Here is a 22,587-nt window from a genome sequence, read left to right as displayed (position 1 = left end):
ATACCCGCCCCTGCGGCGAGTATCGACCCATTGCTCCAGGTACGCGCCCCGGCCCTCCGCGGGGTCCCAGGGCCGAACGGGGGACACCGGGCGGCGGCTCCCGCCCGGCGGGCGGCCCGGCCCGCGCCCGGAAACCAGTTGCACACCCCCGGTAGAATGTCTCCCATGGCAAATCTCCTCGCGGATTAGCGGCGTCGAAGCATCGCGTCCTGCCCCCCTTCCGCCGTCCCCACCCGCCCTGGAGTATTTCCGTGATCACCGCCACCGGCATCGAGCTGCGCGCCGGCGCCCGCATCCTCATCGAGTCCGCCTCCTTCCGCGTCGCCAAGGGCGACCGCATCGGCCTGGTCGGCCGCAACGGAGCGGGCAAGACCACCCTCACCAAGTGCCTCGCGGGCGAGGGACAGCCCGCCGCCGGCTCCATCGCCCGCTCGGGCGAGGTCGGCTACCTCCCGCAGGACCCGCGCACCGGCGACCTCGACGTCCTGGCCCGCGACCGGATCCTGTCCGCCCGCGGACTCGACGTACTGATCAAGAAGATGCGCGCCAACGAGGAGCGCATCGCCACCGGCGCCGGCGCCACCCGGGAGAAGGCGCTCAAGCAGTACGAGCGCCAGGAGACCGAGTTCCTCACCAAGGGCGGGTACGCCGCCGAGTCCGAGGCCGCCACCATCTCCGCGGCGCTCAGCCTGCCCGACCGGGTGCTCGGACAGCCGCTGCACACCCTCTCCGGTGGTCAGCGCCGCCGCGTCGAGCTCGCCCGGATCCTCTTCTCGGACGCCGACACCCTGCTCCTCGACGAGCCCACCAACCACCTCGACGCCGACTCCATCGTCTGGCTGCGGGACTACCTGAAGAACTACCGCGGCGGCTTCATCGTGATCTCCCACGATGTCGACCTGGTCGAGACCGTCGTCAACAAGGTCTTCTACCTGGATGCCAACCGCGCCCAGATCGACGTCTACAACATGGGCTGGAAGCTCTACCAGCAGCAGCGCGAGGCCGACGAGAAGCGCCGCAAGCGCGAGCGCCAGAACGCCGAGAAGAAGGCCGCGGCCCTGAACTCGCAGGCCGACAAGATGCGCGCCAAGGCCACCAAGACCGTCGCCGCGCAGAACATGGCCAAGCGCGCCGACCGGCTGCTCGCCGGCCTGGACGCCGTCCGCGTCTCCGACAAGGTCGCCAAGCTGCGCTTCCCGGACCCGGCTCCCTGCGGGAAGACCCCGCTGACCGCCGAGGGCCTCTCCAAGTCGTACGGCTCGCTGGAGATCTTCACCGACGTCGACCTGGCCATCGACAAGGGCTCCCGCGTCGTCATCCTCGGCCTCAACGGCGCCGGCAAGACCACCCTGCTGCGCCTGCTGTCGGGCACCGAGAAGCCGGACACGGGCACCGTCGTCCCCGGCCACGGCCTCAAGCTCGGCTACTACGCCCAGGAGCACGAGACCCTGGACCCGGACCGCACGGTCCTGGAGAACATGCGCTCCTCCGCGCCCGACCTGGACCTGGTCGCCGTACGCAAGACGCTCGGCTCCTTCCTGTTCTCCGGGGACGACGTGGACAAGCCCGCCGGGGTGCTCTCCGGCGGTGAGAAGACCCGTCTGGCCCTGGCCACGCTGGTCGTCTCCTCGGCGAACGTGCTGCTGCTCGACGAGCCCACGAACAACCTCGACCCGGCCAGCCGCGAGGAGATCCTGGGCGCCCTGCGCACGTACAAGGGCGCGGTCATCCTCGTGACCCACGACGAGGGCGCGGTCGAGGCGCTGGAGCCGGAGCGGATCATCCTGCTCCCCGACGGCGTCGAGGACCTGTGGGGCCCGGACTACCGGGACCTGGTGGCGCTCGCCTGACCCGGGCAGGGTCCCGCCCGGCCCCCGGTCGGGCCCGGTCCGGGGCCGCCCCGGACCTGATCCAGTTCCTTATGGATCATTCGGCTCAGGGGTGATCCATCATCTGAGTGAGACGGTCTCGTACCGTTGCGCGTCGTACGACGGCCCCGGCCGCACCAGCGAAGGTGCGCGGCCGGGGCCGTTCGTTTTCCGCCGCCCCGCCTCTGACCTGGCGATTCCCGTCGGGGGCGGCGAAGTGTGACGGAAGTCATGCGGCGGAAGAGAAGATTCCGTTCTGCTCGGGCGTCCACGGCTCGAGAAATGCCGCCGTACCGACCTTGCTGAATGGGTGGCCAGGAAGCGTGGGAGGGGTGATCATGAGAAGTCCAGAGCGCACTTCCCATGAGGAGGCACGGGTGGCCGAGACTCTGAAGAAGGGCAGCCGGGTAACCGGCGCCGCGCGCGACAAGCTCGCGGCAGACCTGAAGAAGAAGTACGACTCCGGTGCGAGTATCCGGGCGCTGGCCGAAGAGACCGGTCGGTCCTACGGATTCGTCCACCGGATGCTCAGTGAGTCCGGGGTTTCGCTGCGCGGTCGCGGTGGCGCGACGCGAGGCAAGAAGGCGGCTACGGCCTGACCCTGGTCCCATCGGTTCCAACGCTCCAACGGCTTCAAAGCTCACATGTTCCGACGTTTCCTTCGGTGACCCCCGGTCGGCCTCCCGGTCGGCTGGGTGGTTACTGTGCAGTCACTTAGGCCGGGCTTGCGGCCGACTGCACACCGGAGGCATACACAGATGGCTCTGCTCGACAAGGACGGCGTACGACTCACCGTCGACGACACGGTCGCCACGGTGACACTGACCAATCCGGCCAAGCGAAATGCCCAATCCCCCGCGCTCTGGCGGGCTTTGGCCGAGGCCGGGAGGTCGTTGCCGGGCACCGTCCGGGTCGTCGTGCTGCGCGGTGAGGGCCAGTCCTTCTCCGCCGGGCTCGACCGGCAGGCGTTCACCCCCGAAGGCTTCGAGGGAGAGCCGTCCTTCCTCGATCTGGCACGTGGATCGGACGAACTGCTCGACTCCACGATCGCCGAGTACCAGGAGGCATTCACCTGGTGGAGGCGTAACGACATCATCTCCGTCGCCGCCGTGCAGGGGCACGCGATCGGCGCCGGCTTCCAGCTCGCGCTCGCGTGCGATCTGCGCGTGGTCGCGGACGACGTGCAGTTCGCCATGCGCGAGACCAGCCTGGGCCTGGTCCCCGACCTGGCCGGAACCCAGCCCCTGACCTCCCTGGTCGGCTACGCCCGCGCGCTGGAGATCTGCGCGACGGGCCGCTTCGTGCACGCCGAGGAAGCGGAGCGGGTCGGCCTCGCCAACCTGGTCGTCCCGGCCGACGAGCTCGACGCCGCCGTCCAGGACCTCACCACCGCGCTGCTCGCTCCGCCGCGCGACGCCGTGATCGAGACCAAGGCGCTCCTGCGAGCCGCGCAGTCCCGCCCGTACGACGACCAGCGCGCCGCCGAACGCGCCGCGCAGGCCCGCCGCCTGCGGGACCTCGCGGGGCTGTCCGACTAGCCCGCACCCCCGCGCCTCAACCGTCGGCGGGGCCGGATTCGGCGCGGCCGAATCCGGACTCGCCGACGGCCGAGCGGCGTAGTCCCGGGGCGCGGACGCGGCAACGCGCTTACCGTGGTGCGGAGTGAGTCCGACTCCGCACGCGCGAAAGGGCACGCCATGACCGAATCCGCATCAGGCCGCGGTGGCTCCGCCAAGGAACCCGGCGACCGCGGCCGCACGAGCATCTCCGACGGCGTGGTCGAGAAGATCGCCGGACTGGCCGCCCGCGAGGTGGTCGGCGTACACGCCATGGGCAGCGGCACCGCCCTCTCCCGTACCTTCGGCGCCGTCCGCGACCGCGTGCCCGGCGGCCAGAAGGCCTCCGTCAGCCGCGGGGTCAAGGCGGAGGTCGGCGAGGTCCAGACCGCCCTCGACCTGGAGATCATCGTCGACTACGGCGTGTCGATCCGCGACGTGGCACGGGCGGTCCGTGAGAACGTCATCTCGGCGGTCGAGCGGATGACCGGCCTGGAGGTCGTCGAGGTCAACATCGCCGTCAGCGACGTCAAGCTGCCCGACGAGCCCGACGAGGAGCCGGAGTCCCGTCTCCAGTAGCCGACAAGGAGCCCGCAATGAGCATGGCGATCGCCGGCCTGTTCGCCGGAATGGCCCTGGCGTTCGCCGGTTACTTCGGCGGTTTCGGCGCCTTCCTCCTGGTGGCGGCCCTCGGCGCCCTCGGATTCGTCGTAGGACGCTTCCTCGACGGGGACCTGGACGCCGGAGACCTGTTCCGCCGCCGTGACGACCGGCGCGGGTGAGGGGCCGATGAGCACGACTCAGCCCCGGGCCACCCCGCCACGGGTGGCGGCCGCAGACCGCGGATCCACCCTCATCGCAGACCGGGTCGTCGCCAAGATCGCGGCCCAGGCCGCGAGGGAGGCGCTCGCTGCCCCCTCGGGCGCGCCCCCGCACGCCACCGTCACGGTGCACCACGACATCGCACGGGTACGGGTGAGCCTGGAGCTCGACTACCCCTCCGACCTCGCCGCCCAGTGCGCCGCCGTACGCGCCCGGGTCGCCCTCCGCGTCGAGGAGTGCGCGCAGATGTCCGTGCCCGAGGTGGACATCGATGTCGAGCACCTGCACTCCGCCCACACCCGGACCGCCGCCGGGCGGGACCGGCGGCTGCGGTGACGGCGCCCGGCTCCGGCCGCGCCCACCGGTTCCGCTCCGCCCGGCGGGTGCCCGCCGCGCTCACCGCCCTGGCCGTGCTGGGGGTGGCGGGGCTGTTCCTGTACGACCTGGCCGCCGTACGGGCCGGCCGGCCCGCCATGAGCTGGCGCCACGACCTCGCCCACTGGCTGGAAACGCAGACACCGGCCGACCTGTCGGTGCAGGTGACCGGCGGGGCCCTGGCCGTGGCCGGGGCGGTCCTCCTGCTGCTGGCGCTCACCCCCGGGCTCCGCCGGATCCTGACCATGCGGGCGCCCGGCCAGGGCGCCGCGGTACGGGCCGGTCTCGGCCGCAAGGCCGCCGCGCAGGTCCTGCGGGACCGGGCCATGGAGGTGTCCGGGGTGCGCTCGGTCCGGGTCAAGGTGGGCCGGTCCCGGATCGGGGTGCGGGCCACCTCGCACTTCCGAGAGCTGGACGAGGTACGGGCCGACCTGGACGCCGTACTCGCCGTCGGCGTCGAGGAACTGGGCCTCGCGCACCCGCCGCACACACGCGTACGGGTCAGGAGGTGAGCGGGATGCTCGGGACGGTGAACCGGATCCTGCTGGCGGTGTCCGGAGCGGTCCTGCTGGCGGCCGGGGCCGTGCTGCTGACGGGCTCGTGGCCCCTACATGGGCGGCAGGCCCCGCTGCTGACGGCCGCGGCGAGGCATCGGTACTGGCACGCCGACGGCTGGGAGTGGTGGGCGGTGCTCGCCGGGCTCGCAGTGGTCGTGCTGCTCGCGCTGTGGTGGCTGCTGTCCCAGCTGCGGCGCCCGCGGCTGCCCGCGGTGGTCGTGGACACCGGGGACGGGGCCTTCGCCGTGCTGCGCGGGCGCGCCCTGGAGGAGGCGGTGGCCGCGGAGGCCGGCGCGCTGGACGGGGTCGCAGGCTGCCGGGTGGTGCTGCGCGGGCGGCGCGGGTCGCCCGCGCTGCGGGTTGCCCTGGAACTGGAACCCCACGCGGTCCCCGTCGACACGCTCGCCGCCGTGGCGGGCCCGGTCCTCACCCACGCCCGCGCCTCGGCGGGCCTCGCCGATCTCCCGACGGAGGCCCGCCTGTCGGTGACGTCGCACCGGGCGCAGCGGGTCACGTAGCCCCGGGCCGGCGGGGCCGACATGCCCGAAGGCGGGTCAGAAGCCGTGGCGGGAGCCGCCGTCGACCGGGAGCATGATGCCCGTCAGGTACGAGGCGGCCGGGGACAGCAGGAAGGCCGCCGTGCGGCCGAACTCCTCCGGGGCGCCGTACCGCCGCAGCGGGATGCGGGACTCGTTCCCGGCGCGGGCGGCGTCCGCGTCACCGCCCAGCGCGTCGAGCTCCCGCACGCGGTCGGTGTCGATGCGCGCCGGGAGCAGGCCGACGACCCGGATCCCGCGCGGGCCGAGCTCCACCGAGAGGGACTTCGCGAAGCCCGCCAGGCCCGGGCGCAGGCCGTTGGAGATGGTCAGCCCGGGGATCGGTTCATGGACCGAGCCCGACAGGACGAAGCCGATGACCCCGCCCTCGCCCAGCTCGGCCGCCGCCGCCCGAGCGAGGCGGACCGCGCCCAGGAAGACCGAGTCGAAGGCCGCCGACCACTGTTCGTCGGTGCTGTCGGCCGCGAAACCGGGGGCCGGGCCGCCGACGCTGATGAGGATGCCGTCGAGGCGGCCGAAGCGCTCGCGCGCGGTGGCGACGAGCCGCCCGGCCACCGCCGGGTCGGAGTTGTCGGCCGCCACACCCACGGCGTTCGGGCCGAGCGAGGCGGCGGCGTCGGCCGCCCGCTTCTCGTCCCGGCCCGTCACGAGGACCTTCGCGCCGTCGGCGGTCAGTTCCCGGGCGGAGGCGAAGCCGAGGCCGCGCGTGGCCCCGGTGACGATGTAGACACGGTCTTTCAGTCCAAGATCCATGCCGACACGCTACGCGGTCGCGGGCTCCTGTTCGATGGCTTCGGCCTTGGCCGCCGCTTCCTCGCGGTCGCGCTTCTCCCGCCGTACGAGGACCACCCAGCCCACCGGCACCGCGGCTGTGAACAGCCACCACTGGACGGCGTACGCCATGTGGGGGCCGATCGAGTCGTGGTCGGGGTCGGCGATGGGCTCCGGGGTGCCGTCCGCCGGGGCCGGAGCGGTGAGCTCCAGATATCCGCCGAGAACCGGCCGGCCCAGGTACTCCGCCTGCTGTGCACTGTTGATCAGCATGACCTGGCGGTCCGGCAGGCCCTTGCGGTCCTTGATGCCGCTGCCGCCGCTCGTCTCGTCGGCCTTCAGCCGGCCGGTGACGGTGACCTCGCCCGAGGGTGCGGCCGGGACCGGCGGGTAGGCGCGGGGGTCGTCGCCGCCCTGCACCCAGCCCCGGTTGACCAGGACCACCCGGCCGTCGGAGAGGACCAGCGGGGTCAGGACGTGGAAGCCGACCTTGTCGTCGTTGTCGGTGCGCATCCGTACGACGACCTCGTGCGCGGTGTCGTACGTGCCGGTCGCGGTGACCGCACGCCAGAAGTCGGCGCGGGGCACCCGGTGCCCGGGGGAGGTGACCTCGGTCATGGGGACCGGCTTCGCCCGCAGGTTCGCATCGATCAGCTGGTTCTGCGCGACCCGGTGCTCATGGCGGTGGTACTGCCAGAACCCCAGCTTGATCATCACGGGGATGAGGGCGAGGGCGATCAGGGTGAGGCACACCCACTGCCGGGTCAGCACAAAGCGGTACACGCCCACGACGGTACCCCCAGCGCGGAAGACCCCGGCGGCCGGGTGGCCGTCCGGGGTCACGGGTGCGGGATCGGGGAGGGAGGAGGAGCAGGAGGGGGAGGAGGGGCAGGAGGGGGAGGGACGGGACGGGAGAGTCAGACGCGGTCGACGATGCCCACCTTCCCCTCGGCGCGGGCGCAGTGCGCCCCGCAGAACCACTGCCCCGAGACCTCGACGCCCTGCCCGATGATCGAGACCCGGCAGTGCTCGCAGACGGGCGCCATGCGGTGGATGGCGCAGGAGAAGCAGTCGAAGACGTGCACGGCGCCCTGCGCGTGCACCTCGAAGGACATGCCGTAATCGTTTCCGCAGACCTCACAACGTGCCATGCGCCGAATGCTGCGCACGGGGAGGGACCGGAACAAGATCCAGCGGGGTGAGTCGCCGCGCCTGCACCCGCCCGGCGCAACGGCTCCTCCCCGTCCCGGCGATCGGGCTCAGGACTCCGCCGGGGCCACGTCCCGCAGCAGCTGGGTGAAGGCGGCCTCGTCGACGACCGGAGTGCCGAAGGTCTTCGCCTTGACCGTCTTCGACGTCGCCGAGTCGGGGTCGTTCGTCACCAGGAGGCTGGTGAGCCGCGACACGCTCGTCGCGATGTGCAGACCCGCCTCGACCGCGCGGTCCTCCAGCAGCTCCCGCTCCACCGAGGTGTCACCGGAGAAGGCGATCCGCATGCCCTGCTTCAGCGGCTCGCCGTCCTCGTAGCGCCCCGGATTCGGATGCGGGCACGGCGGCCGCTTGCGCGAGGGCCGCCAGCCGCCGCCGCGGTACGAGGACTGGTACCCCACGCGCGGGGCGGCGGCCGAGTCCGACCACTCCGTCAGCGGCCGGCATTCCAGCAGGGGCAGCCGTACGCCGCCCTGCGCGGCCGCGTGCAGCGACGGGCGGAACGCCTCCGCCAGCACCCGGGCGTCGTCGAGCGCGTGGTGGGCGCGCTGCTGGACCACGCCGAAGTGCGCGGCGAGCGACTCCAGCTTGTGGTTGGGCAGCGGGAGGTTCAGTTCCTTCGACAGGGCGATGGTGCACAGCCGCTGACGGACCGGTGCGGTCTCGGCGGCCCGCGCGTACTCCCGGGCGATCATCTGCCAGTCGAAGATGGCGTTGTGCGCGACCAGCACCCGGTCCGCGAGCCGGCCGGCGAACTCCTCGGCGATGTCCTTGAAGAGCGGTGCACCGGCGAGCACCTCGCTCGTCAGGCCGTGGATCCACACCGGTCCCGGGTCCCGCTGCGGGTTGACCAGGGTGTACCAGTGGTCCTCGACATTGCCCTGCGCGTCGAGCCGGTAGACGGCGGCGGAGACTATCCGGTCGTCGCGGGCGAGCCCGGTCGTCTCCACGTCGACGACCGCGTACCCCTGTGGGTACGCGGTCGGCCACGTCGTCTCTGCGGTCGTACGGTCGTCGAGCATGGTCACAGAGGATATCGGCCCCGACTGACACCCGTGGCCGCGATGCCCCATCAGCCCAGTTCCGAGACCAGTTCGCCGGCGCTCACGAGGGCGAGGGTGCCCGCCGGTTCGGCAGGCCCGGGGAACAGCCGGAAGGCCGTCCCCGAAGCCCCGTGCGGGGCCACGCTCGCGTGCACCAGCGCCAGGAACACCCGCTTCCCCGCCGCCACTTCGGCGGCCTCCGTGTCGGCGTCCGTGCGCGGGCGGCGCTCCTGCGGCGGCTCCAGCGCCGCGATCCGGGCGGCGAAGGCGGCCACCGGCTCGCCGTCCCCGGCCCGGTACAGCCACAGCTCGTCGAGCAGGCCCGGAAGCGCTGCCCGCCGTACCACGGCCACTTCACGGGTGCGGGCCGCAGCCCGCCACACCGTGAGGTCCCACAGGCTCGTGCGGGTGCCGGAGCCGAAGGACTCCCAGAGGTCGGAAGCCACCACGGCCAGCTCGTCCGCGTGCGAGCGGACGCTCTGGTACCCGCCCGAGGGCGGCAGGTGGACGTCCGTCCACAGCGCCCTGCGGGCGGTCAGGTCCACCACCATCGGCATGCAGACCCGGGACCTGCCCGTCAGGTCGAAGCGCTGGCGCACGGTGCGCGGGTCGTACGAGGCGTCGCGCGGCCCGTCGACGGGCAGCGCCATGAAGCCGGCGAAGGCGTCCGTCAGCTCCTCGAAGGGCACGTTGTTGAAACTGAAGACCAGCGGGACCGCGTACACGTCGCCGTGCGCGGCGAGCGCCGCGAGGTCCAGGTCGACGTACTCGGTGGCCCCGAGCGGCGCCGGAGCCGAGGTGAGGTCGCCCGAGTGCACGGCGCCCCGGTCCGGCCCGTGCACGAGGTTCGTGTAGTCGCACAGGCCGGTGAAGTTCCAGTCGGCGTCGAAGAAGGCGACGGACAGGTCGAGGTCGGTCCGCATGCCCTCCGGTTCCGTCCAGTGCAGGAACAGCCGCAGCACCTCGCCCTCGGGCAGGGTCTGGACACTGCCCCGTGGCACGGCCACCAGGGCCTTGGCGGCGGTGCGCTCGCCGAAGGGCACGGTGAGGTCGGCCAGCGCCGAGTCGAGGACGGCCAGGTCGTAGGGGCCCGCCTCGGCCCCGGCCGCCGCGAGCCGGCGCAGCACCTCGGCCTCGAGCAGCGCGACCACCGCGGCGACGAGCCGCTCGGGCAGCGGCGGGCGCACCTCGGTCACCGACTGGGCGGAGGCGACCTGCCCGGCGGGGAAGAAGACGCGCCGGCTGCCCCTGCGGTCCTCGGCGCGCACCCGCAGCGCGCCGAGCGCCGAGAGCAGCGGGCCCGCGCCGGCCTTGGGCAACCCGCGTTCGAGGGCCTTCTCCAGCGCGGGCACGAGCTCCGGTCCGGTGTGCAGGCGCAGCAGGTGGTCGAGGCGGCGTACGAGTTCACCCGGGCGCTGTCCGGCGAGCGCGGCGGCGGCTCCCGCGTCCCCGTCGGCGAGGGCCTGCTCCAGCCGGCCGGCCCAGGTGGCGGGCCGGATCCGGCTGCCCTCCACGCGCACGGCGTCCGGGTGCGCGGCGGCGGTCTCCAGCAGCGCCGCCCCGAGCGGGGTGCCGGGCGTCACCGTGGTGCCCCGCAGCACGGCGAAGGCCAGTGCGGCGCGCGGGTGCCGGCCGTGCTGTTCGAAGGGGTGGAGGGTCTCGGCCGCACGCTTCCACGCGGTCGGATGCCGCAGCACGTCCTCGACGAGGTACTCCGTGGGCAACGCGTCGAGCACGCCGAGCAGTTCGCGGCGCAGCGGCCGTCCCGGGCCCGCGAAGCGCGGCAGCGGGTCCAGGCCGGCCTCCCCGCCGGACAGGACGGCGAGCAGCCGCAGCACGTCGGTGGCGGTATCGAGCCGCCCGAGCAGCGCGGCCCTGTCGGGGGCGCCGGGCAGCAGGGTGCCCAGCACCAGGGCCTTGGTCTCGCGGACCGGGATGTGCTCGGGCAGCAGGCCAGGGTCCGCCGGGGCGACGGCCAGCAGAACGGTCAGGTCCTCGCGGTCCTGCGGCGAGAGCGGGGTGCTCTGGGTGAGCAGGGCCTGCAGGACCGGGAGCGCGTCGGCGGCCGGGTCGGTGCCGTGCCGCAGCAGCCGGAGCGGGCCCTTTGAGGGCGCCTTGGCGGCCCCGACGGCCCGTACGGGGCGCAGGAACGGGTCGGCGGAATCGATCCGCCGGTGGCACAGCGGACAGCCCGCGTAGTCGGCGCCGTCCCAGCACAGCCGGCACACGAGATGGGCGCAGGGCGACACGGGGAAGACGGTGCGCTGCTCCCCGCACAGCACGCACGGCTGGTCGGGCTGCTGGAGCAGGTGGGCGAAGACCCGGTCGGTGTAGAGCCGCTCGGTGCTGTGCGGGACGACGCCCGGGAAGCGGCGCAGGAGCGGGACGTGCGTGCGGTCGGAGCCGAGCAGCTCGTCGGCGAGGCCGACCAGCCGGGCGTGGGTGGCGGGGAGTTCCCCGGAGGGGAGCGCGGCCAGGGCCGCGTAGAGGCCCGGCGAGAGGGTGCAGCCGCGGTCCAGCAGCTCGGACTCGAGCCTGCGCAGGCCGGGTCCGGCGGTGGTCCGGTCCCCTTCGGGAGCGGTGCCTCCGGAAGCGTCACCCCAGGGAGCGGCACCTTCCGGCGCGGGGCCGACGTAGACGGTCTGGAGCCGGCGCAGCAGCACGGACTCGATGGCAGACATGCGTGTATTCCCTCCGCGTACGAAAACGGGGGCGGAGAGTGGGCGCGCTGGGATTCTTTGGAGGAAGGGAGAAGGATGCGCGCCGGGGAGCCGCCCCCGTACTGCGGATCCCATCACGGAGGCGGGCGCCGGGCCAAGTGTTTATCCGCCCGGCGCGAGCAGGGCGTGCACGAGGGCCCGTACGGACAGCAGGAACAGCCGCTCCGGGTCCGCCGGGCGGGCCAGGGCGCGGGCGAGGGCCGGGTCGTGGGGGGCCGCGGCCGGGTCCCAGAGCTCGCTCTCGGCCGGGGACTGCGCGGGGGAGCGCTCGCGGTTGCGCTCGACGAGCAGGAAGCCGACGATCTGGAACTGGATCGCGCGCACCGCGTCGGCCGCCCGGGCGCCGCGCAGTCCCGCGGCGTGCACCTCGTGGACGAGCGCCTGCTGGGCGGGCAGGAACATCCGCTCGGTGAGCCCGCGCTCGTGGACCATCGCGATCAGGTGCGGGCGCTCGCGCAGTTCGCGGCGCAGGGTCCGGGCCACCGACAGGATGCGGTCGGCGGGGGTGCGGCCCACGGGCCTGATCGCGCCCATGTCCTCCACGGTCCGCCGCACGAGGGCGTCGAGCAGCGATTCGCGGTTGCCGACGTGCCAGTAGATCGACGTCACCGCGGTGCCCAGCTCGGCGGCGAGCTTGCGCATGGTGAGCGCGGCCGGACCGTGCTGCTTGACCAGGGACGCGGCGGCGTCCAGCACCTCGTCGCGGGTCAGCGCTGATCTGGCCATGTCTGCGGGCCGCCGATCTGTCGAAGTGTCAGTTCTCGTGTGTGCACGGGTCTTTACCCTTCATCGGTGGCGGTGTAACTGTGTTACAGAACCGACTCCCCCCGAGACGAGGGATGGTGCGAGACATGGCACGCGTACGGTACGGAGCGCGGACCGAGGCCGAGATCGCGGCGGCGCGCGAGAAGAGTTCCAAGCTCCCCGACATCTGGTCCACCGGTGTGGTGGCCGTCTGGGAGAGCGACCCCGACGTCGTGGGGGCGGTCCTGCCGCCGCCCCTCAAACCGGCCGACCGGCCCCTCGTACGGGCCAACATCAGCAAGGTCGACCTGCCCGGCTACCCGCTCGGCGCCGGCTCGGTGGCCGTCGCCGCCCGGCACGGCGGGGTCGAGGGCTGGTACCCGCTGGTCATGCCGATGACCCACGAGCGCGCCCTGATCGGCGGCCGCGAGGTGTTCGGCGAGCCGAAGAAGCTGGGCGAGGTCACCGTCGAGCGCGACGGCCTCGTCGTCCGGGCCGCCCTCGCCCGGCACGGCATCGCCTTCGTCGAGGTGCGCGGGGCGGTGGACCGCGCACTGCCGCTGCCCGAGCCCACCCGGAAGACCGACTTCTACTTCAAGTTCCTGCCCGCCGTGGACGGTTCGGGCTTCGACGCCGACCCGGTCCTCGTGCACTGCACGCGCAACGAGAGGGTTCGCAGGCTGGAGCACATCACCGGGGACATCGTCCTGCGCGAGTCGATGTTCGACCCCATCGCCGACCTCCCGGTCCGCCGGATCGTGGAGATCACCATCGGCGAGAAGACCACCGACCAGAAGGGCCGGGTCGTCGAGCGGGTCAGCGCCCAGGCCCTGCTCCCTTACATCCACCAGCGCTATGACGACCCGATGCAGATCCTCGACGGCCCTCCGGAAGGCAGTGTCTGACATGCGCATCGAACCGGGACAGGTGGCCGTCGTCACCGGAGCCGCCGGCGGCATCGGCCTCGCGATGGCCCGCCGCTTCGCCGCCGAGGGACTGAAGGTGGTCCTCGCCGACGTGGAGGAGGGCGCCCTGCGCAAGGCCGCCGACGAACTCGCCGCGGACGGCGCCCAGGTGCTCGCGCACATCGTCGACGTCAGCGACCGGGACTCCGTGACCGCGCTGGCCGACGCGGCGTACGAGACCTTCGGCGCCGTGCACGTGCTGTGCAACAACGCGGGCGTCGGCTCCGGCGCCGAGGGCCGGATGTGGGAGCACGAGCCCAACGACTGGAAATGGGCCTTCTCCGTCAACGTGTGGGGCGTCTTCCACGGCATCCAGGCCTTCGTCCCCCGCATGATCGCGGGCGGCGCGCCCGGCCACGTCGTCAACACCTCCTCCGGCGACGGCGGCATCGCCCCCCTGCCCACCGCCTCGGTCTACGCCGTCACCAAGGCGGCCGTGGTCACCATGACCGAGTCGCTCTACGCCCACCTCAAGGCGGAGGGCGCCGCCGTCGGGGCCTCCGTCCTCTTCCCCGGACCGCACATGCTGCGCACCGGGCTGTGGGAGTCGCACCGCAACCGGCCCGAGCGGTACGCGAAGGAACGGCCGCGCAAGTCCCCGTACCGCAGCCTCGACCAGTACGAGGCGGCGATGAGGCAGGCCGGCCACGAGGTGAACTTCACCCCCGTCGAGGAGGTCGCCGAGCACGTCCTCGACGGCATCCGCGCCGACCGCTTCTGGATGCTCCCGGCCAGCGAGCACAGCGACCGGCAGATCCGCGCCCGGTCGCAGTCGATGCTCGACCGGGCCAACCCCGCCTACCTGGAAAGCTTCATCCTCGACTGAGGGGCGTTCGTCGTGAGTGACATCGTGAGCGGCACACCGTACGAAGACCCGTACCTGATCATCTCCTCCGACTGCCACGCGGGCCTGCCCACGGAGCGGTACCGGCCCTACCTCGATTCCCGCTTCCACCCCCAGTTCGACGAGTTCCTCGGCGAGCGCGACGCCCGCCGCGCGGAGGCCACCCGGCTCGGCGTCCGCAACGAGGCCTTCGCCGAGAAGTGGTTCCACGACCACGAGGAAGGCCTGAGGGGCGGCTGGGACACCGGGCAGCGGCTGAAGGAGCTCGACGGCGACGGCGTGGCCGCCGAGGTCGTCTTCCCCGACGCGGACGCCGTCGACAGCCAGACCGCGGCCCCCTTCGGAGTGGGCCTCGGCCTCTCCGGCGACCAGGACCCCGAGCTCGGCATGGCGGGCGCGCAGGCGCACAACCGCTGGCTGGCGGAGTTCGTCTCCGAGAACCCCGAGCGCCACTGCGGGGTCGCCCTGCTCCCCATCACGGGCGAACCGTCGAAGGTCGTCGCCGAGATCCACCGGGCCAAGGAGTCCGGACTGGGCGCGCTGATGATCCCCGCCATGTGGGTGGACAAGGCCCCCTACCACGACCGCCGCTACGACCCCGTCTGGGCGGCGGCGGCCGAGACGCGGATGCCGATCGTCACCCACTCCGGGTCCTCCCCGCGCCACGAGTACGGCGACCACCTGGGCATCTTCGTCTCCGAGGTCACCTGGTGGCCGGCCCGCCCGCTGTGGTTCCTGCTCTGGTCGGGGGTCTTCGAGCGCCACCCCGGCCTCAGGTTCGGCGTGGCGGAATCGGGCTGCTGGTGGCTGCCGAACCAGCTGTGGTTCATGGACCGCCTCTACCTCGGCGCGCACGGCGGCAAGAAGCTCTCCCCGTTCGAGGAGCTGAAACGGCCGCCGAGCGAGTACCTGGACCGCCAGGTGTTCGTCTGCGCGACCAACACCAAGCGGCGCGAACTGGCCCAGCGCTACGAGATCGGCGTGGACAACATCCTGTGGGGCTCGGACTTCCCGCACCCGGAGGGCACCTGGCCCGACACCCGGAACTGGCTGCGGAGGACCTTCCACGACATCCCCGTCGACGAGACCCGCCGGATGCTCGGCCTCGCGGCGGCCGAGGTCTTCGGCTTCGACACGGAGAAGCTCGCTCCCGTCGCCCGCCGGATCGGCCCCACCCCGGCCGAGCTGGGCCAGTCCCCCGACCAGGCGGCGGTGGCGGCCTCCTGGGCCCGCTCCCGCGAGGCCGGCCGCCACTGGCTCACGGGCGGCGACTTCCCGGTACTGGGGGTCTCGTGATGACGCAGGACCAGGACCGCTACACGGTCATCTCGGCGGACTGCCACGCGGGCGCCGACCTGCTGGACTACAAGCCGTACCTGGAGAAGCGGTACCACGACGACTTCGACGCCTGGGCCGCCACCTACGTGAACCCGTACGAGGACCTCCTCGCGGACACGGCGGACCGCAACTGGAACTCCCGGCGCCGGCTCTCCGAGCTGGAGGCGGACGGCATCGTCGCCGAGGTCGTCTTCCCGAACACCATCCCGCCGTTCTTCCCCAAGGCCTCCCTGATGGCGCAGCCGCCCACGGCCGCCGAGTACGAGATGCGCTGGGCCGGGCTCCAGGCCCACAACCGCTGGCTGGCGGACTTCTGCGCGGATGCGCCGGGCCGGCGCGCCGGCGTGGTGCAGATCCTCCTCAACGACGTGGACGCGGCGGTGAAGGAGATCCGCCGCACGAAGGAGGCGGGCCTCACGGGCGGCATCCTGCTGCCCGGCGTCCCGCCCGGCTCCACGGTCCCGGAGCTCTACTCGGCCGCGTACGACCCCATCTGGGCGGTGTGCGACGAGCTGGACGTCCCGGTCAACCACCACGGCGGCTCGGCGTCCCCGCCGCTGGGCGACGAACCGGCCGCCCGCGCGGTCTTCATGGTGGAGACCACCTGGTTCTCGCACCGCGCCCTGTGGCACCTCATCTTCGGCGGGGCCTTCCGCCGCCATCCGGGCCTCAAACTGGTCCTGACGGAGCAGGGATCCGGCTGGATCCCCGGCGTGCTGGAGATGCTGGACTACTACCACGGCCGCCTGGTCGCGGCCTCGGCCACGGCCGAGGCCAAGTTCGGGGCGGGCCTCGCGGAGTCCATGGGCAGCGGCCCGAGCGAGGTCTGGCGGGAGAACTGCTTCGTGGGCGCCAGCTTCATGCGCCCCCACGAGGTCCCGCTCCGGGACCGGATCGGCCTCGACAAGATCATGTGGGGCAGCGACTACCCGCACGACGAGGGCACCACCCCCTTCTCCCGCGAAGGCCTCCGCATCGCCTACGCGGGCCTCCCGCGCGCGGAGGTGGCGGCCATGGCCGGCGGCAACGCGGCCCGCGTCTACGGCTTCGACCTGACCCTCCTGGACGCGCTCGCCGCCCAACACGGCCCGCTGGTCTCGGAGATCGCCGAACCCCTGGCGCAGGTCCCCCCCGAGGCCACCAGCCCGGCCTTCGCCAAGGGGGGCTCGGTCCGGGTCTGGTAGCGCTGCGGTCGACGCGGCTCACGCTCCCGCATAGGTGAGCTGCGTCGGCGCCAGCGCGTGCGTCCCCCGCACCGGGGTGTCCCGGTGGACCACGACCTGCAGCTTCTCCAGCCCGGCCAGGGGCGCGAGGTCCAGCGGCCCGTCGCACGCGCTCAACGTCAGCGTGGCGAGCTCGGGCAGCTCCGCCAGCGCCTCCAGCCCCGAAGCGAGCGAGCAGCCGGCCAGGAACAGCTCGCGCAGTCCCCGGTACCGGGTGAAGGCCGTGAGGTCCAGCTCCGACGCACTCGTCACCTGCAGGAAGGAGAGGGGAAGGTCGTAGGGCAGCTTCGCGAGCCGGCCGGCCTGCCGGTTCCCCGAGACCGTCAGCGAGGACAGCCGGGGCCACCGGTCGAGACCATCGAGGTCGAGGAGACAGCCGCCGCTCACCAGCCACAGACCGGTGAGCCCTTCGGGAGCCGGCAGCGTGCCCACACAACGGTGACCCCAGGCCGAGTCGAGACCCAGCAGCGCGAGGCGGCGCAGGTCGCGCAGCGGCTCCAGGGCCAGGCGCCCGGGCATCCGGGTGAGGAAGAGGCGCTGCACCGCCGTCCCGCAGAGCGGCGACAGGTCGAACAGCGACCGGCAGGATTCGAGGCCGAGGTATTCGAGCCGGTCCAGCGCCCGGAGCGGTGCGAGGTCGACGAGGGCGCCGTTGTCGGACAGCTGCAGCCCGAGCAGGTTCTCCCGCGAGACGACCTCGTCGGTGAGCCGGTGGTCCCCGGTCAGCCGCAGCCGCAGGATGTGCCGCAGCCTGGGCAGGGCGGCGAGCTGCCGGGCCGTGCGCACGTTCAGGAACCCCTGGGTCAGGGACGAGCCGGAGAGCACCGTGTCCGCGTAGTCCTGGGCCTTGAACCTTCCCCAGGAACCGTTGAGCTCGGCCATCACCCCGACCCGGAGGTCATCCCGGAAACGGCCGATGACCTGCAGCGCGTGCGCGCCGCCGATCAGCGCGGCCGTCCGGATCACGGCGGCCGCCTCCGGCTCCGTCACCTCGTCCGGACCGGGGAGCAGCTCCAGCGTCAGCCCGCCGGCCCGCGCCAGCTCCTCCGCCTCGTTGAACGTGCGCGGTGGAACGAGCTGCGCCGCGCGCGTCTCGATCTCGTGCCGCACGTCGGGGGCCAGCTCGGGGGAGTGCTCGAGGCAGGTCGCCGCGAGCAGCACGAGCCGGTTGTCCAGGTCGGGTTCCTGGGCGGCGCGGTCCAGCACGCGCCGCAGGATCTCCGCCCGCTCGTCCGAACGGGCGTGCCCGACGGCCATGCGTACGACGTCGTCCCACGTGTCGTCGTGCGTGTGGCGGACCAGTACGCCGAAGTCCCTCGCCTCCACCGCGGCCTTCGCGCCCAGGTAGTCCTGGAAGGTGCGGTGCACGAAGGTCACGGAACCCTTGGTGGGCTCGCGCAGCAGTCCGGACCGGATCAGCAGGTGTGTGACGACCTGCTCGGCGGTGCCCTGGGCGCGCACCTGCGGCATCAGGTCCAGCCACCCGTCGACCAGCCCCACCACCTCCCCGATCGAGGTCTCCGCCTGCCCGTTGCGGATCAGCCAGTACGCGAACCGCTGCAGGAGCAGGATCTGCTCGTCACGGGTGAGGTAGACCCCCTCGACCGCGCTGATCTCGCGTTCCGTGTCACGGCGGACCAGGAGCATTTCGAGCGCCGCGTCGTACAACTCCTTGCGCGCGCGGGGGAGGTGCATGCGGCGGTCGCGGTTGAGGGCGCACAGCAGTGCGCACATGAGGGGGTTGGTCGCCAGCCGGCTCAGGTCGCGGCGGGTTCCCACCGCGCTCATGAGGGACCCGGCGTACGAGTGCAGTCGGGCCCTCTCCTCTTCGGTGGAGCACTCGGCCCGGGCGGAGGCGTGCCATTGAGCGATGAACGCGCGGATGTCCTCCCGCTCCATGGGGAGGAGGGAGTAGTGGGTGAAGTCCTGCCGCGAGAGCCAGTCCTCCGGGACCGCCGACGGACGCGTCGTGACCACGTACCGCGCCTGCGGATAGGCGGTGATCAGCGACCGGAGCCAGGCCTCCGTCCGCTTGCGCAGCCGCAGCGGCACCTCGTCCACGCCGTCCACGAGGATCAGGGCGCGGCCGCTCCCGAGGAGCCCCTCCACCCAGCCCTCGGGCGCCGGGAGCGGCACTCCCGCCGCCGACAGGAACTCGCCGGGCATCGGCAGGGACTTGGCCGAGGTGAACGAACGCAGCCGCAGGACGAACGGGACCAGCAGGTTCCACGATTCGAGTCCGGGGCCGAAGGTGCGCCGGGCCGCGTTGAGGGCCAGCCACTGCACCACGGTGCTCTTGCCGGAACCGGCGGCTCCGCGCAGCAGGATCCGCTCCGACACCGACAGGGTCTGCTCGATCCGCACCTGCTTGCCCTGCGTGGAGTGGGAGAAGCCGTAGGAGTCCAGCGCCGACGTCTCCGCGCTCACGGCGAGGCTGATGTAGGCCAGGTCCAGCGGCCAGTCCTGGCGCGACTGGCCGAGCGTGACGCCGAACAGCTGGAGGCGGCCGTGCTCCTCGGCCATGTACCGGGCGTACCGCTCCTCGAATGAGTACGCCGTCCCGTCCCCGGCGGCGCCCAGGCGGTCCAGCGCGCGGGCCAGCTCCCCGGTGCGCCGGACCAGTTCCACACCGGTCCGGGCCCCGAACCCCGGCAGGGTGGTCGCGTACTCCACCGCGTGCTCGCAGCACAGCCGCACCAGCCGCCCGTACAGGGCCTCGGCCGCGGGCGCCAGGCCCGCCGGGGGCGGGGGCGCGGTCGCCGCCAGGGCCGCCGGGTCGAGGTCCGCCGCGAAGAGGGCCTTCGCGTCCAGCGGGCCCAGGGCCGCGAAGGCGTCGCCGACCGCGTCCAGTGCCGCCAGGCGTTCGGCCTCCGGGAGCGCCGCGCAGGCCGGGCCCATGCGGGCCGCCAGGATGTCGGTCAGGCGCCGGACCTCCGCGGGTCCGAGCTCCGCCGCCGGCTTGCGCCAGGCCGGCACCGGACGGGCCGGGTCGGCCGTCAGGCCCGCGCCGGGGGCCCGCGCCAGGAGGGACTTCACCAGAGCCCCCGCCGCCGTCCCGGCCACCCGTAAGAGAACCGTCTCGAAGCCCGTCATCCCGTGCCCTCCCGTCGGCCCGGACATCATCTCGCGAACCTGCGGTAACCCGGTCGGATACCGATCGGTAACAACCCCTAGCGGAGCCCCCGAGGGCGCCTCTATGGTGCGCTCATGCCGAACCTGCCCGATGTCGTGCTGTGGTCCATACCGGCCTTCGTGCTGCTCACCGTCCTGGAGGTGGTGAGCTACCGGATCCATCCCGACGACGACGCGGCCGGGTACGACACCAAGGACGCGGCCACGAGCATCACCATGGGGCTCGGCAGCATCGGCTTCGACCTGCTGTGGAAGATCCCCGTCGTCGCCGTCTTCACCGCGGTCTACGAACTCACCCCGCTGCGGGTGCCGTTCCTGTGGTGGACCGCCCTGCTGATGCTGCTGGTCCAGGACTTCCTCTACTACTGGCAGCACCGGCTCCACCACGTCATCCGCATCCTGTGGGCCTGCCACGTGGTCCACCACAGCAGCCGGCGGTTCAACCTCACCACCGCCCTGCGCCAGCCCTGGACCAGCGCTACCACCTGGTGGTTCTACCTGCCGATGGTGGCCCTCGGCGTGCACCCCGCGGCGATCCCGTTCTGCTACGGACTCAACCTCCTCTACCAGTTCTGGGTCCACACCGAGCGCATCGGCAAGCTCCCCCGGGCCTACGAGTACGTCTTCAACACCCCCTCCCACCACCGCGTCCACCACGCCTCGCAGGGCGGATACCTGGACCGGAACTTCGGCGGGATCCTGATCGTCTGGGACCGGATGTTCGGCTCCTGGGTGGGGGAGACGGAGCGGCCCGTCTACGGGCTCACCAAGAACATCGGCACCCACAACCCGCTGCGCGTGGCCACCCACGAGTACGCGGCCATCGCGCGGGACGTGCGGGCCGCCGCGAACTGGCGCGAGCGCGCCGGACGGGTCTTCCGCGGCCCGGGCTGGCAGCCCGCCGCCGCCCCCGCTTCTGCCCCTGCCGCCGAAGCCGCTGCCCCCGCTTCTGCCCCTGCCCCCGAAGCCCCCGCCCCCGCCGGAGCGCCCGCCGCGGACGCCGCCGCCGACGCCCGGACCTCCGTACGGGAGACCACCGCGTGAGCACCGCACCGTCCCCGGAACGCCCCGCCCCCTCCTGGGCCGCCGGCCGCGCGCCCGCCGGCCGGGACCGCCTCGGGCGCCGCGCCCTCGCGGCCTTCGCCGCGGCCACCGCCGTCGACCTCGGGTCCCTGCTGGCCGACTGGCACCTCGGGCACCTCATCGCCAAGCCGCTGCTGATGCCGCTGCTCGTCGCCTACGCGATCACCCGCGGCGCGCCCCGGCTGCTGGTCGCCGCCCTGCTGTTCGGCTGGGGCGGTGACCTGGCCCTGCTCTTCGACGCCGAGGCCGCCTTCCTCGTCGGCATGGGCTCCTTCGCCGTCGGGCACGTCTGCTACCTCGTCCTCTTCGGCAAGCGGCCCGCGAACCCGCTGCTCGGGGGCGCGTACGCGCTCGCCCTCCTCGGGACCGTCGCCCTGCTCTGGTCCGACCTGCCGGCCGACCTGCGGATCCCGGTCGCCGGCTACAGCCTGCTGCTCACCGCCATGGCGTTCTGCTCCAGCGCCCTCGGCCTGCGGGCCGGGATCGGCGGGGCGCTGTTCCTGCTCTCCGACACCCTCATCGCCTCCGGGGTCGCCGAGTGGCCCCAGCTGCCCCGCCCGGACTTCTGGATCATGGCCACCTACGTGGCCGCCCAGTACCTCCTGGCCACCGGTGCGACGACCACCCGCGAAGCAGGCGTACCGTAGGACGGTCCTCAGTCGTACAAGACTGAACAACCCCGAGCCGGAGGACTGCACCACCATGCGCGCCACCGTCATCCACGCCCCGCACGACATCCGCGTGGAGGAGGTGCCCGACGCTGCGATCCAGCGCCCCGAGGACGCCGTCGTCCGCGTCCTGCGTGCCTGCATCTGCGGCAGCGACCTGTGGGCCTACCGCGGCGAGGCCGAGCGCCAGCCCGGCCAGCGGATCGGCCACGAGTTCCTGGGCATCGTCGAGGAGACCGGCCCCGCCGTGTCCGGCCTGCGCGCCGGCGACCTGGTCGTCGCGCCCTTCATGTGGTCGGACGGCACCTGCGAGTACTGCAAGGAAGGCCTCTTCACCTCCTGCGACCACGGCGGTTTCTGGGGCTCGGTCGGCCACGACGGCGGCCAGGGCGAGGCGGTCCGCGTCCCGCACGCCGACGGCACCCTGGTCAAGCTGCCCGCCGAGGCCGTCTCCGACGACCACCTGCTCACCGGGCTGCTCGCGCTCTCCGACGTCATGGGCACCGGGCACCACGCGGCCCTGGGCGCGGGGGTGCGCCCGGGCTCCACGGTCGCCGTCGTCGGTGACGGCGCGGTCGGCCTGTGCGGCGTCCTCGCCGCCAAGCGCCTGGGCGCCGAGCGGATCATCGCACTGGGCCGCCACACCGTCCGTACGGACATAGCCAGGCTCTTCGGGGCCACCGACGTCGTCGCCGAGCGCGGCGAGGCCGCCGAGGCGGCCGTGCGCGAGCTCACCGGCGGCCGGGGCGCGCACTCCGTCATCGAGGCGGTCGGCACCGAGCAGTCCATGCGCACCGCCGTGAACATCACCCGCGACGGCGGCTCCGTCGGCTACGTCGGCGTCCCGCACGGCAGCGGCACCGGCCTCGACCTCGGCGTCATGTTCGACCGCAACATCACCCTGCGCGGAGGTGTGGCCCCGGTCCGCGCGTACATCCCGGAGCTGCTGGAGGACGTGCTCAGCGGCGCGATCGACCCGGCGCCCGTCTTCGACCGTGCCGTGTCCCTGGACGAGGTCCCGGACGGCTACCGCGCGATGGACGACCGCACCGCGCTCAAGGTGCTGATCAAGCCCTGACCGGATGACCGGATGACTGCATGAACCGGCGGTC

22 protein-coding genes are annotated in these 22,587 nt (G+C 73.0%); 15 read left to right on the top strand and 7 right to left on the bottom strand.

Going from position 1 to position 22,587, the window contains the following annotated elements:
* Positions 1 to 251 precede the first annotated feature (251 nt).
* From OG472_RS13255 to amaP, 8 genes are all read left to right on the top strand, one after another.
* Positions 252 to 1,850 (top strand): ABC-F family ATP-binding cassette domain-containing protein, encoded by a 1,599-nt coding sequence (locus OG472_RS13255; protein ID WP_319731979.1) that lies wholly within the window; start codon positions 252 to 254, stop codon positions 1,848 to 1,850.
* A gap of 395 nt (positions 1,851 to 2,245) precedes the next feature.
* A complete protein-coding gene (locus tag OG472_RS13250; RefSeq protein WP_030010789.1) occupies positions 2,246 to 2,467 on the top strand; it encodes a helix-turn-helix domain-containing protein in 222 nt (73 codons plus the stop codon).
* A gap of 159 nt (positions 2,468 to 2,626) precedes the next feature.
* Entirely contained in the window at positions 2,627 to 3,406 is a 780-nt protein-coding gene (locus OG472_RS13245; RefSeq protein ID WP_401600786.1) for an enoyl-CoA hydratase/isomerase family protein, read from the top strand.
* Between the two features lie 159 nt (positions 3,407 to 3,565).
* Positions 3,566 to 4,003 carry an Asp23/Gls24 family envelope stress response protein gene (locus OG472_RS13240; RefSeq protein WP_401600783.1) on the top strand — a complete coding sequence of 146 codons (438 nt, stop codon included), beginning with the start codon at positions 3,566 to 3,568 and terminating at the stop codon, positions 4,001 to 4,003.
* 17 nt (positions 4,004 to 4,020) lie between these two features.
* Positions 4,021 to 4,206, top strand: coding sequence for a hypothetical protein (locus OG472_RS13235; protein WP_030716925.1), 186 nt, complete (start codon positions 4,021 to 4,023; stop codon positions 4,204 to 4,206).
* 7 nt (positions 4,207 to 4,213) lie between these two features.
* Positions 4,214 to 4,582 carry a hypothetical protein gene (locus OG472_RS13230; protein ID WP_361757245.1) on the top strand — a complete coding sequence of 123 codons (369 nt, stop codon included), beginning with the start codon at positions 4,214 to 4,216 and terminating at the stop codon, positions 4,580 to 4,582.
* Positions 4,483 to 5,133, top strand: a complete 651-nt coding sequence (locus OG472_RS13225) for a DUF6286 domain-containing protein (protein WP_405829579.1) — start codon at positions 4,483 to 4,485, stop codon at positions 5,131 to 5,133. Before OG472_RS13230 ends, OG472_RS13225 begins: the two co-directional genes overlap by 100 nt.
* Positions 5,134 to 5,138: 5 nt before the next feature.
* On the top strand, positions 5,139 to 5,696 hold the full coding sequence (gene amaP / locus OG472_RS13220) for an alkaline shock response membrane anchor protein AmaP (RefSeq protein WP_405829577.1): 558 nt from the start codon (positions 5,139 to 5,141) through the stop codon (positions 5,694 to 5,696).
* Positions 5,697 to 5,732: 36 nt separating this feature from the next.
* Here the strand turns inward: amaP and OG472_RS13215 are convergent, their stop codons facing one another.
* The 6 genes from OG472_RS13215 to OG472_RS13190 form a co-directional block, all read right to left on the bottom strand.
* Positions 5,733 to 6,488, bottom strand: a complete 756-nt coding sequence (locus OG472_RS13215) for an SDR family oxidoreductase (RefSeq protein WP_401600777.1) — start codon at positions 6,486 to 6,488, stop codon at positions 5,733 to 5,735.
* A 9-nt stretch (positions 6,489 to 6,497) separates the two neighbouring features.
* On the bottom strand, positions 6,498 to 7,289 hold the full coding sequence (locus tag OG472_RS13210) for an SURF1 family protein (RefSeq protein WP_401600775.1): 792 nt from the start codon (positions 7,287 to 7,289) through the stop codon (positions 6,498 to 6,500).
* Between the two features lie 134 nt (positions 7,290 to 7,423).
* The gene (locus OG472_RS13205) at positions 7,424 to 7,657 is read right to left on the bottom strand and encodes a hypothetical protein (protein ID WP_030716941.1); all 234 of its coding nucleotides are present in this window, start codon (positions 7,655 to 7,657) and stop codon (positions 7,424 to 7,426) included.
* 108 nt (positions 7,658 to 7,765) lie between these two features.
* Positions 7,766 to 8,743 carry a DEDDh family exonuclease gene (locus tag OG472_RS13200; protein WP_405829575.1) on the bottom strand — a complete coding sequence of 326 codons (978 nt, stop codon included), beginning with the start codon at positions 8,741 to 8,743 and terminating at the stop codon, positions 7,766 to 7,768.
* Between the two features lie 44 nt (positions 8,744 to 8,787).
* A complete protein-coding gene (locus tag OG472_RS13195) occupies positions 8,788 to 11,439 on the bottom strand; it encodes an MXAN_6230/SCO0854 family RING domain-containing protein (RefSeq protein WP_405829573.1) in 2,652 nt (883 codons plus the stop codon).
* Positions 11,440 to 11,580: 141 nt separating this feature from the next.
* Positions 11,581 to 12,204 carry a TetR family transcriptional regulator gene (locus OG472_RS13190; RefSeq protein ID WP_327413257.1) on the bottom strand — a complete coding sequence of 208 codons (624 nt, stop codon included), beginning with the start codon at positions 12,202 to 12,204 and terminating at the stop codon, positions 11,581 to 11,583.
* A gap of 125 nt (positions 12,205 to 12,329) precedes the next feature.
* Here OG472_RS13190 and OG472_RS13185 point away from each other — a divergent pair, with 125 nt between their 5' ends.
* From OG472_RS13185 to OG472_RS13170, 4 genes are read left to right on the top strand one after another with little or no spacing between them, the layout of a single operon-like run.
* Positions 12,330 to 13,127 carry an acetoacetate decarboxylase family protein gene (locus tag OG472_RS13185; RefSeq protein ID WP_405829571.1) on the top strand — a complete coding sequence of 266 codons (798 nt, stop codon included), beginning with the start codon at positions 12,330 to 12,332 and terminating at the stop codon, positions 13,125 to 13,127.
* Position 13,128: 1 nt separating this feature from the next.
* Entirely contained in the window at positions 13,129 to 14,013 is an 885-nt protein-coding gene (locus OG472_RS13180; RefSeq protein WP_401600765.1) for an SDR family NAD(P)-dependent oxidoreductase, read from the top strand.
* A 12-nt stretch (positions 14,014 to 14,025) separates the two neighbouring features.
* Positions 14,026 to 15,327, top strand: coding sequence for an amidohydrolase family protein (locus tag OG472_RS13175; protein WP_401600762.1), 1,302 nt, complete (start codon positions 14,026 to 14,028; stop codon positions 15,325 to 15,327).
* Positions 15,327 to 16,553 carry an amidohydrolase family protein gene (locus OG472_RS13170; protein WP_405941455.1) on the top strand — a complete coding sequence of 409 codons (1,227 nt, stop codon included), beginning with the start codon at positions 15,327 to 15,329 and terminating at the stop codon, positions 16,551 to 16,553. The genes OG472_RS13175 and OG472_RS13170 overlap by 1 nt, the downstream gene beginning before the upstream one ends.
* A gap of 18 nt (positions 16,554 to 16,571) precedes the next feature.
* On the opposite strand, the gene OG472_RS13165 is transcribed toward OG472_RS13170, so the two are convergent.
* The gene (locus OG472_RS13165; RefSeq protein WP_405941454.1) at positions 16,572 to 19,685 is read right to left on the bottom strand and encodes an NACHT domain-containing protein; all 3,114 of its coding nucleotides are present in this window, start codon (positions 19,683 to 19,685) and stop codon (positions 16,572 to 16,574) included.
* A 114-nt stretch (positions 19,686 to 19,799) separates the two neighbouring features.
* Here OG472_RS13165 and OG472_RS13160 point away from each other — a divergent pair, with 114 nt between their 5' ends.
* Genes OG472_RS13160 through OG472_RS13150 form a run of 3 tightly spaced genes read left to right on the top strand, consistent with a single transcriptional unit; the run spans position 19,800 to position 22,553 of the window.
* Positions 19,800 to 20,768: a sterol desaturase family protein gene (locus tag OG472_RS13160; RefSeq protein WP_405941453.1), complete on the top strand. Its 969-nt coding sequence runs from the start codon at positions 19,800 to 19,802 to the stop codon at positions 20,766 to 20,768.
* Positions 20,765 to 21,454 (top strand): lysoplasmalogenase, encoded by a 690-nt coding sequence (locus tag OG472_RS13155; protein ID WP_405941452.1) that lies wholly within the window; start codon positions 20,765 to 20,767, stop codon positions 21,452 to 21,454. The genes OG472_RS13160 and OG472_RS13155 overlap by 4 nt, the downstream gene beginning before the upstream one ends.
* Positions 21,455 to 21,509: 55 nt before the next feature.
* Positions 21,510 to 22,553, top strand: coding sequence for a zinc-dependent alcohol dehydrogenase family protein (locus OG472_RS13150; protein WP_383569391.1), 1,044 nt, complete (start codon positions 21,510 to 21,512; stop codon positions 22,551 to 22,553).
* The last annotated feature ends 34 nt before the right edge of the window (positions 22,554 to 22,587 follow it).

The sequence above is a fragment of the Streptomyces sp. NBC_00207 genome, from assembly GCF_045160965.1.
In the GTDB taxonomy this organism is placed as follows: domain Bacteria; phylum Actinomycetota; class Actinomycetes; order Streptomycetales; family Streptomycetaceae; genus Streptomyces.
This window is presented reverse-complemented; position numbering and strand designations above follow the sequence as displayed.

What these genes read in the sequence shown, in the direction of transcription:
- OG472_RS13150 (WP_383569391.1), top strand. Translation starts at nt 21,510, where the DNA reads ATGCGCGCCACCGTCATCCACGCCCCGCACGACATCCGCGTGGAGGAG.
- OG472_RS13230 (WP_361757245.1), top strand. Translation starts at nt 4,214, where the DNA reads ATGAGCACGACTCAGCCCCGGGCCACCCCGCCACGGGTGGCGGCCGCA.
- amaP (WP_405829577.1), top strand. Translation starts at nt 5,139, where the DNA reads ATGCTCGGGACGGTGAACCGGATCCTGCTGGCGGTGTCCGGAGCGGTC.
- OG472_RS13195 (WP_405829573.1), bottom strand. Translation starts at nt 11,439, where the DNA reads ATGTCTGCCATCGAGTCCGTGCTGCTGCGCCGGCTCCAGACCGTCTAC.
- OG472_RS13190 (WP_327413257.1), bottom strand. Translation starts at nt 12,204, where the DNA reads ATGGCCAGATCAGCGCTGACCCGCGACGAGGTGCTGGACGCCGCCGCG.
- OG472_RS13215 (WP_401600777.1), bottom strand. Translation starts at nt 6,488, where the DNA reads ATGGATCTTGGACTGAAAGACCGTGTCTACATCGTCACCGGGGCCACG.
- OG472_RS13180 (WP_401600765.1), top strand. Translation starts at nt 13,129, where the DNA reads ATGCGCATCGAACCGGGACAGGTGGCCGTCGTCACCGGAGCCGCCGGC.
- OG472_RS13205 (WP_030716941.1), bottom strand. Translation starts at nt 7,657, where the DNA reads ATGGCACGTTGTGAGGTCTGCGGAAACGATTACGGCATGTCCTTCGAG.
- OG472_RS13170 (WP_405941455.1), top strand. Translation starts at nt 15,327, where the DNA reads ATGACGCAGGACCAGGACCGCTACACGGTCATCTCGGCGGACTGCCAC.
- OG472_RS13245 (WP_401600786.1), top strand. Translation starts at nt 2,627, where the DNA reads ATGGCTCTGCTCGACAAGGACGGCGTACGACTCACCGTCGACGACACG.
- OG472_RS13235 (WP_030716925.1), top strand. Translation starts at nt 4,021, where the DNA reads ATGAGCATGGCGATCGCCGGCCTGTTCGCCGGAATGGCCCTGGCGTTC.
- OG472_RS13185 (WP_405829571.1), top strand. Translation starts at nt 12,330, where the DNA reads ATGGCACGCGTACGGTACGGAGCGCGGACCGAGGCCGAGATCGCGGCG.
- OG472_RS13240 (WP_401600783.1), top strand. Translation starts at nt 3,566, where the DNA reads ATGACCGAATCCGCATCAGGCCGCGGTGGCTCCGCCAAGGAACCCGGC.
- OG472_RS13160 (WP_405941453.1), top strand. Translation starts at nt 19,800, where the DNA reads ATGCCGAACCTGCCCGATGTCGTGCTGTGGTCCATACCGGCCTTCGTG.
- OG472_RS13165 (WP_405941454.1), bottom strand. Translation starts at nt 19,685, where the DNA reads ATGACGGGCTTCGAGACGGTTCTCTTACGGGTGGCCGGGACGGCGGCG.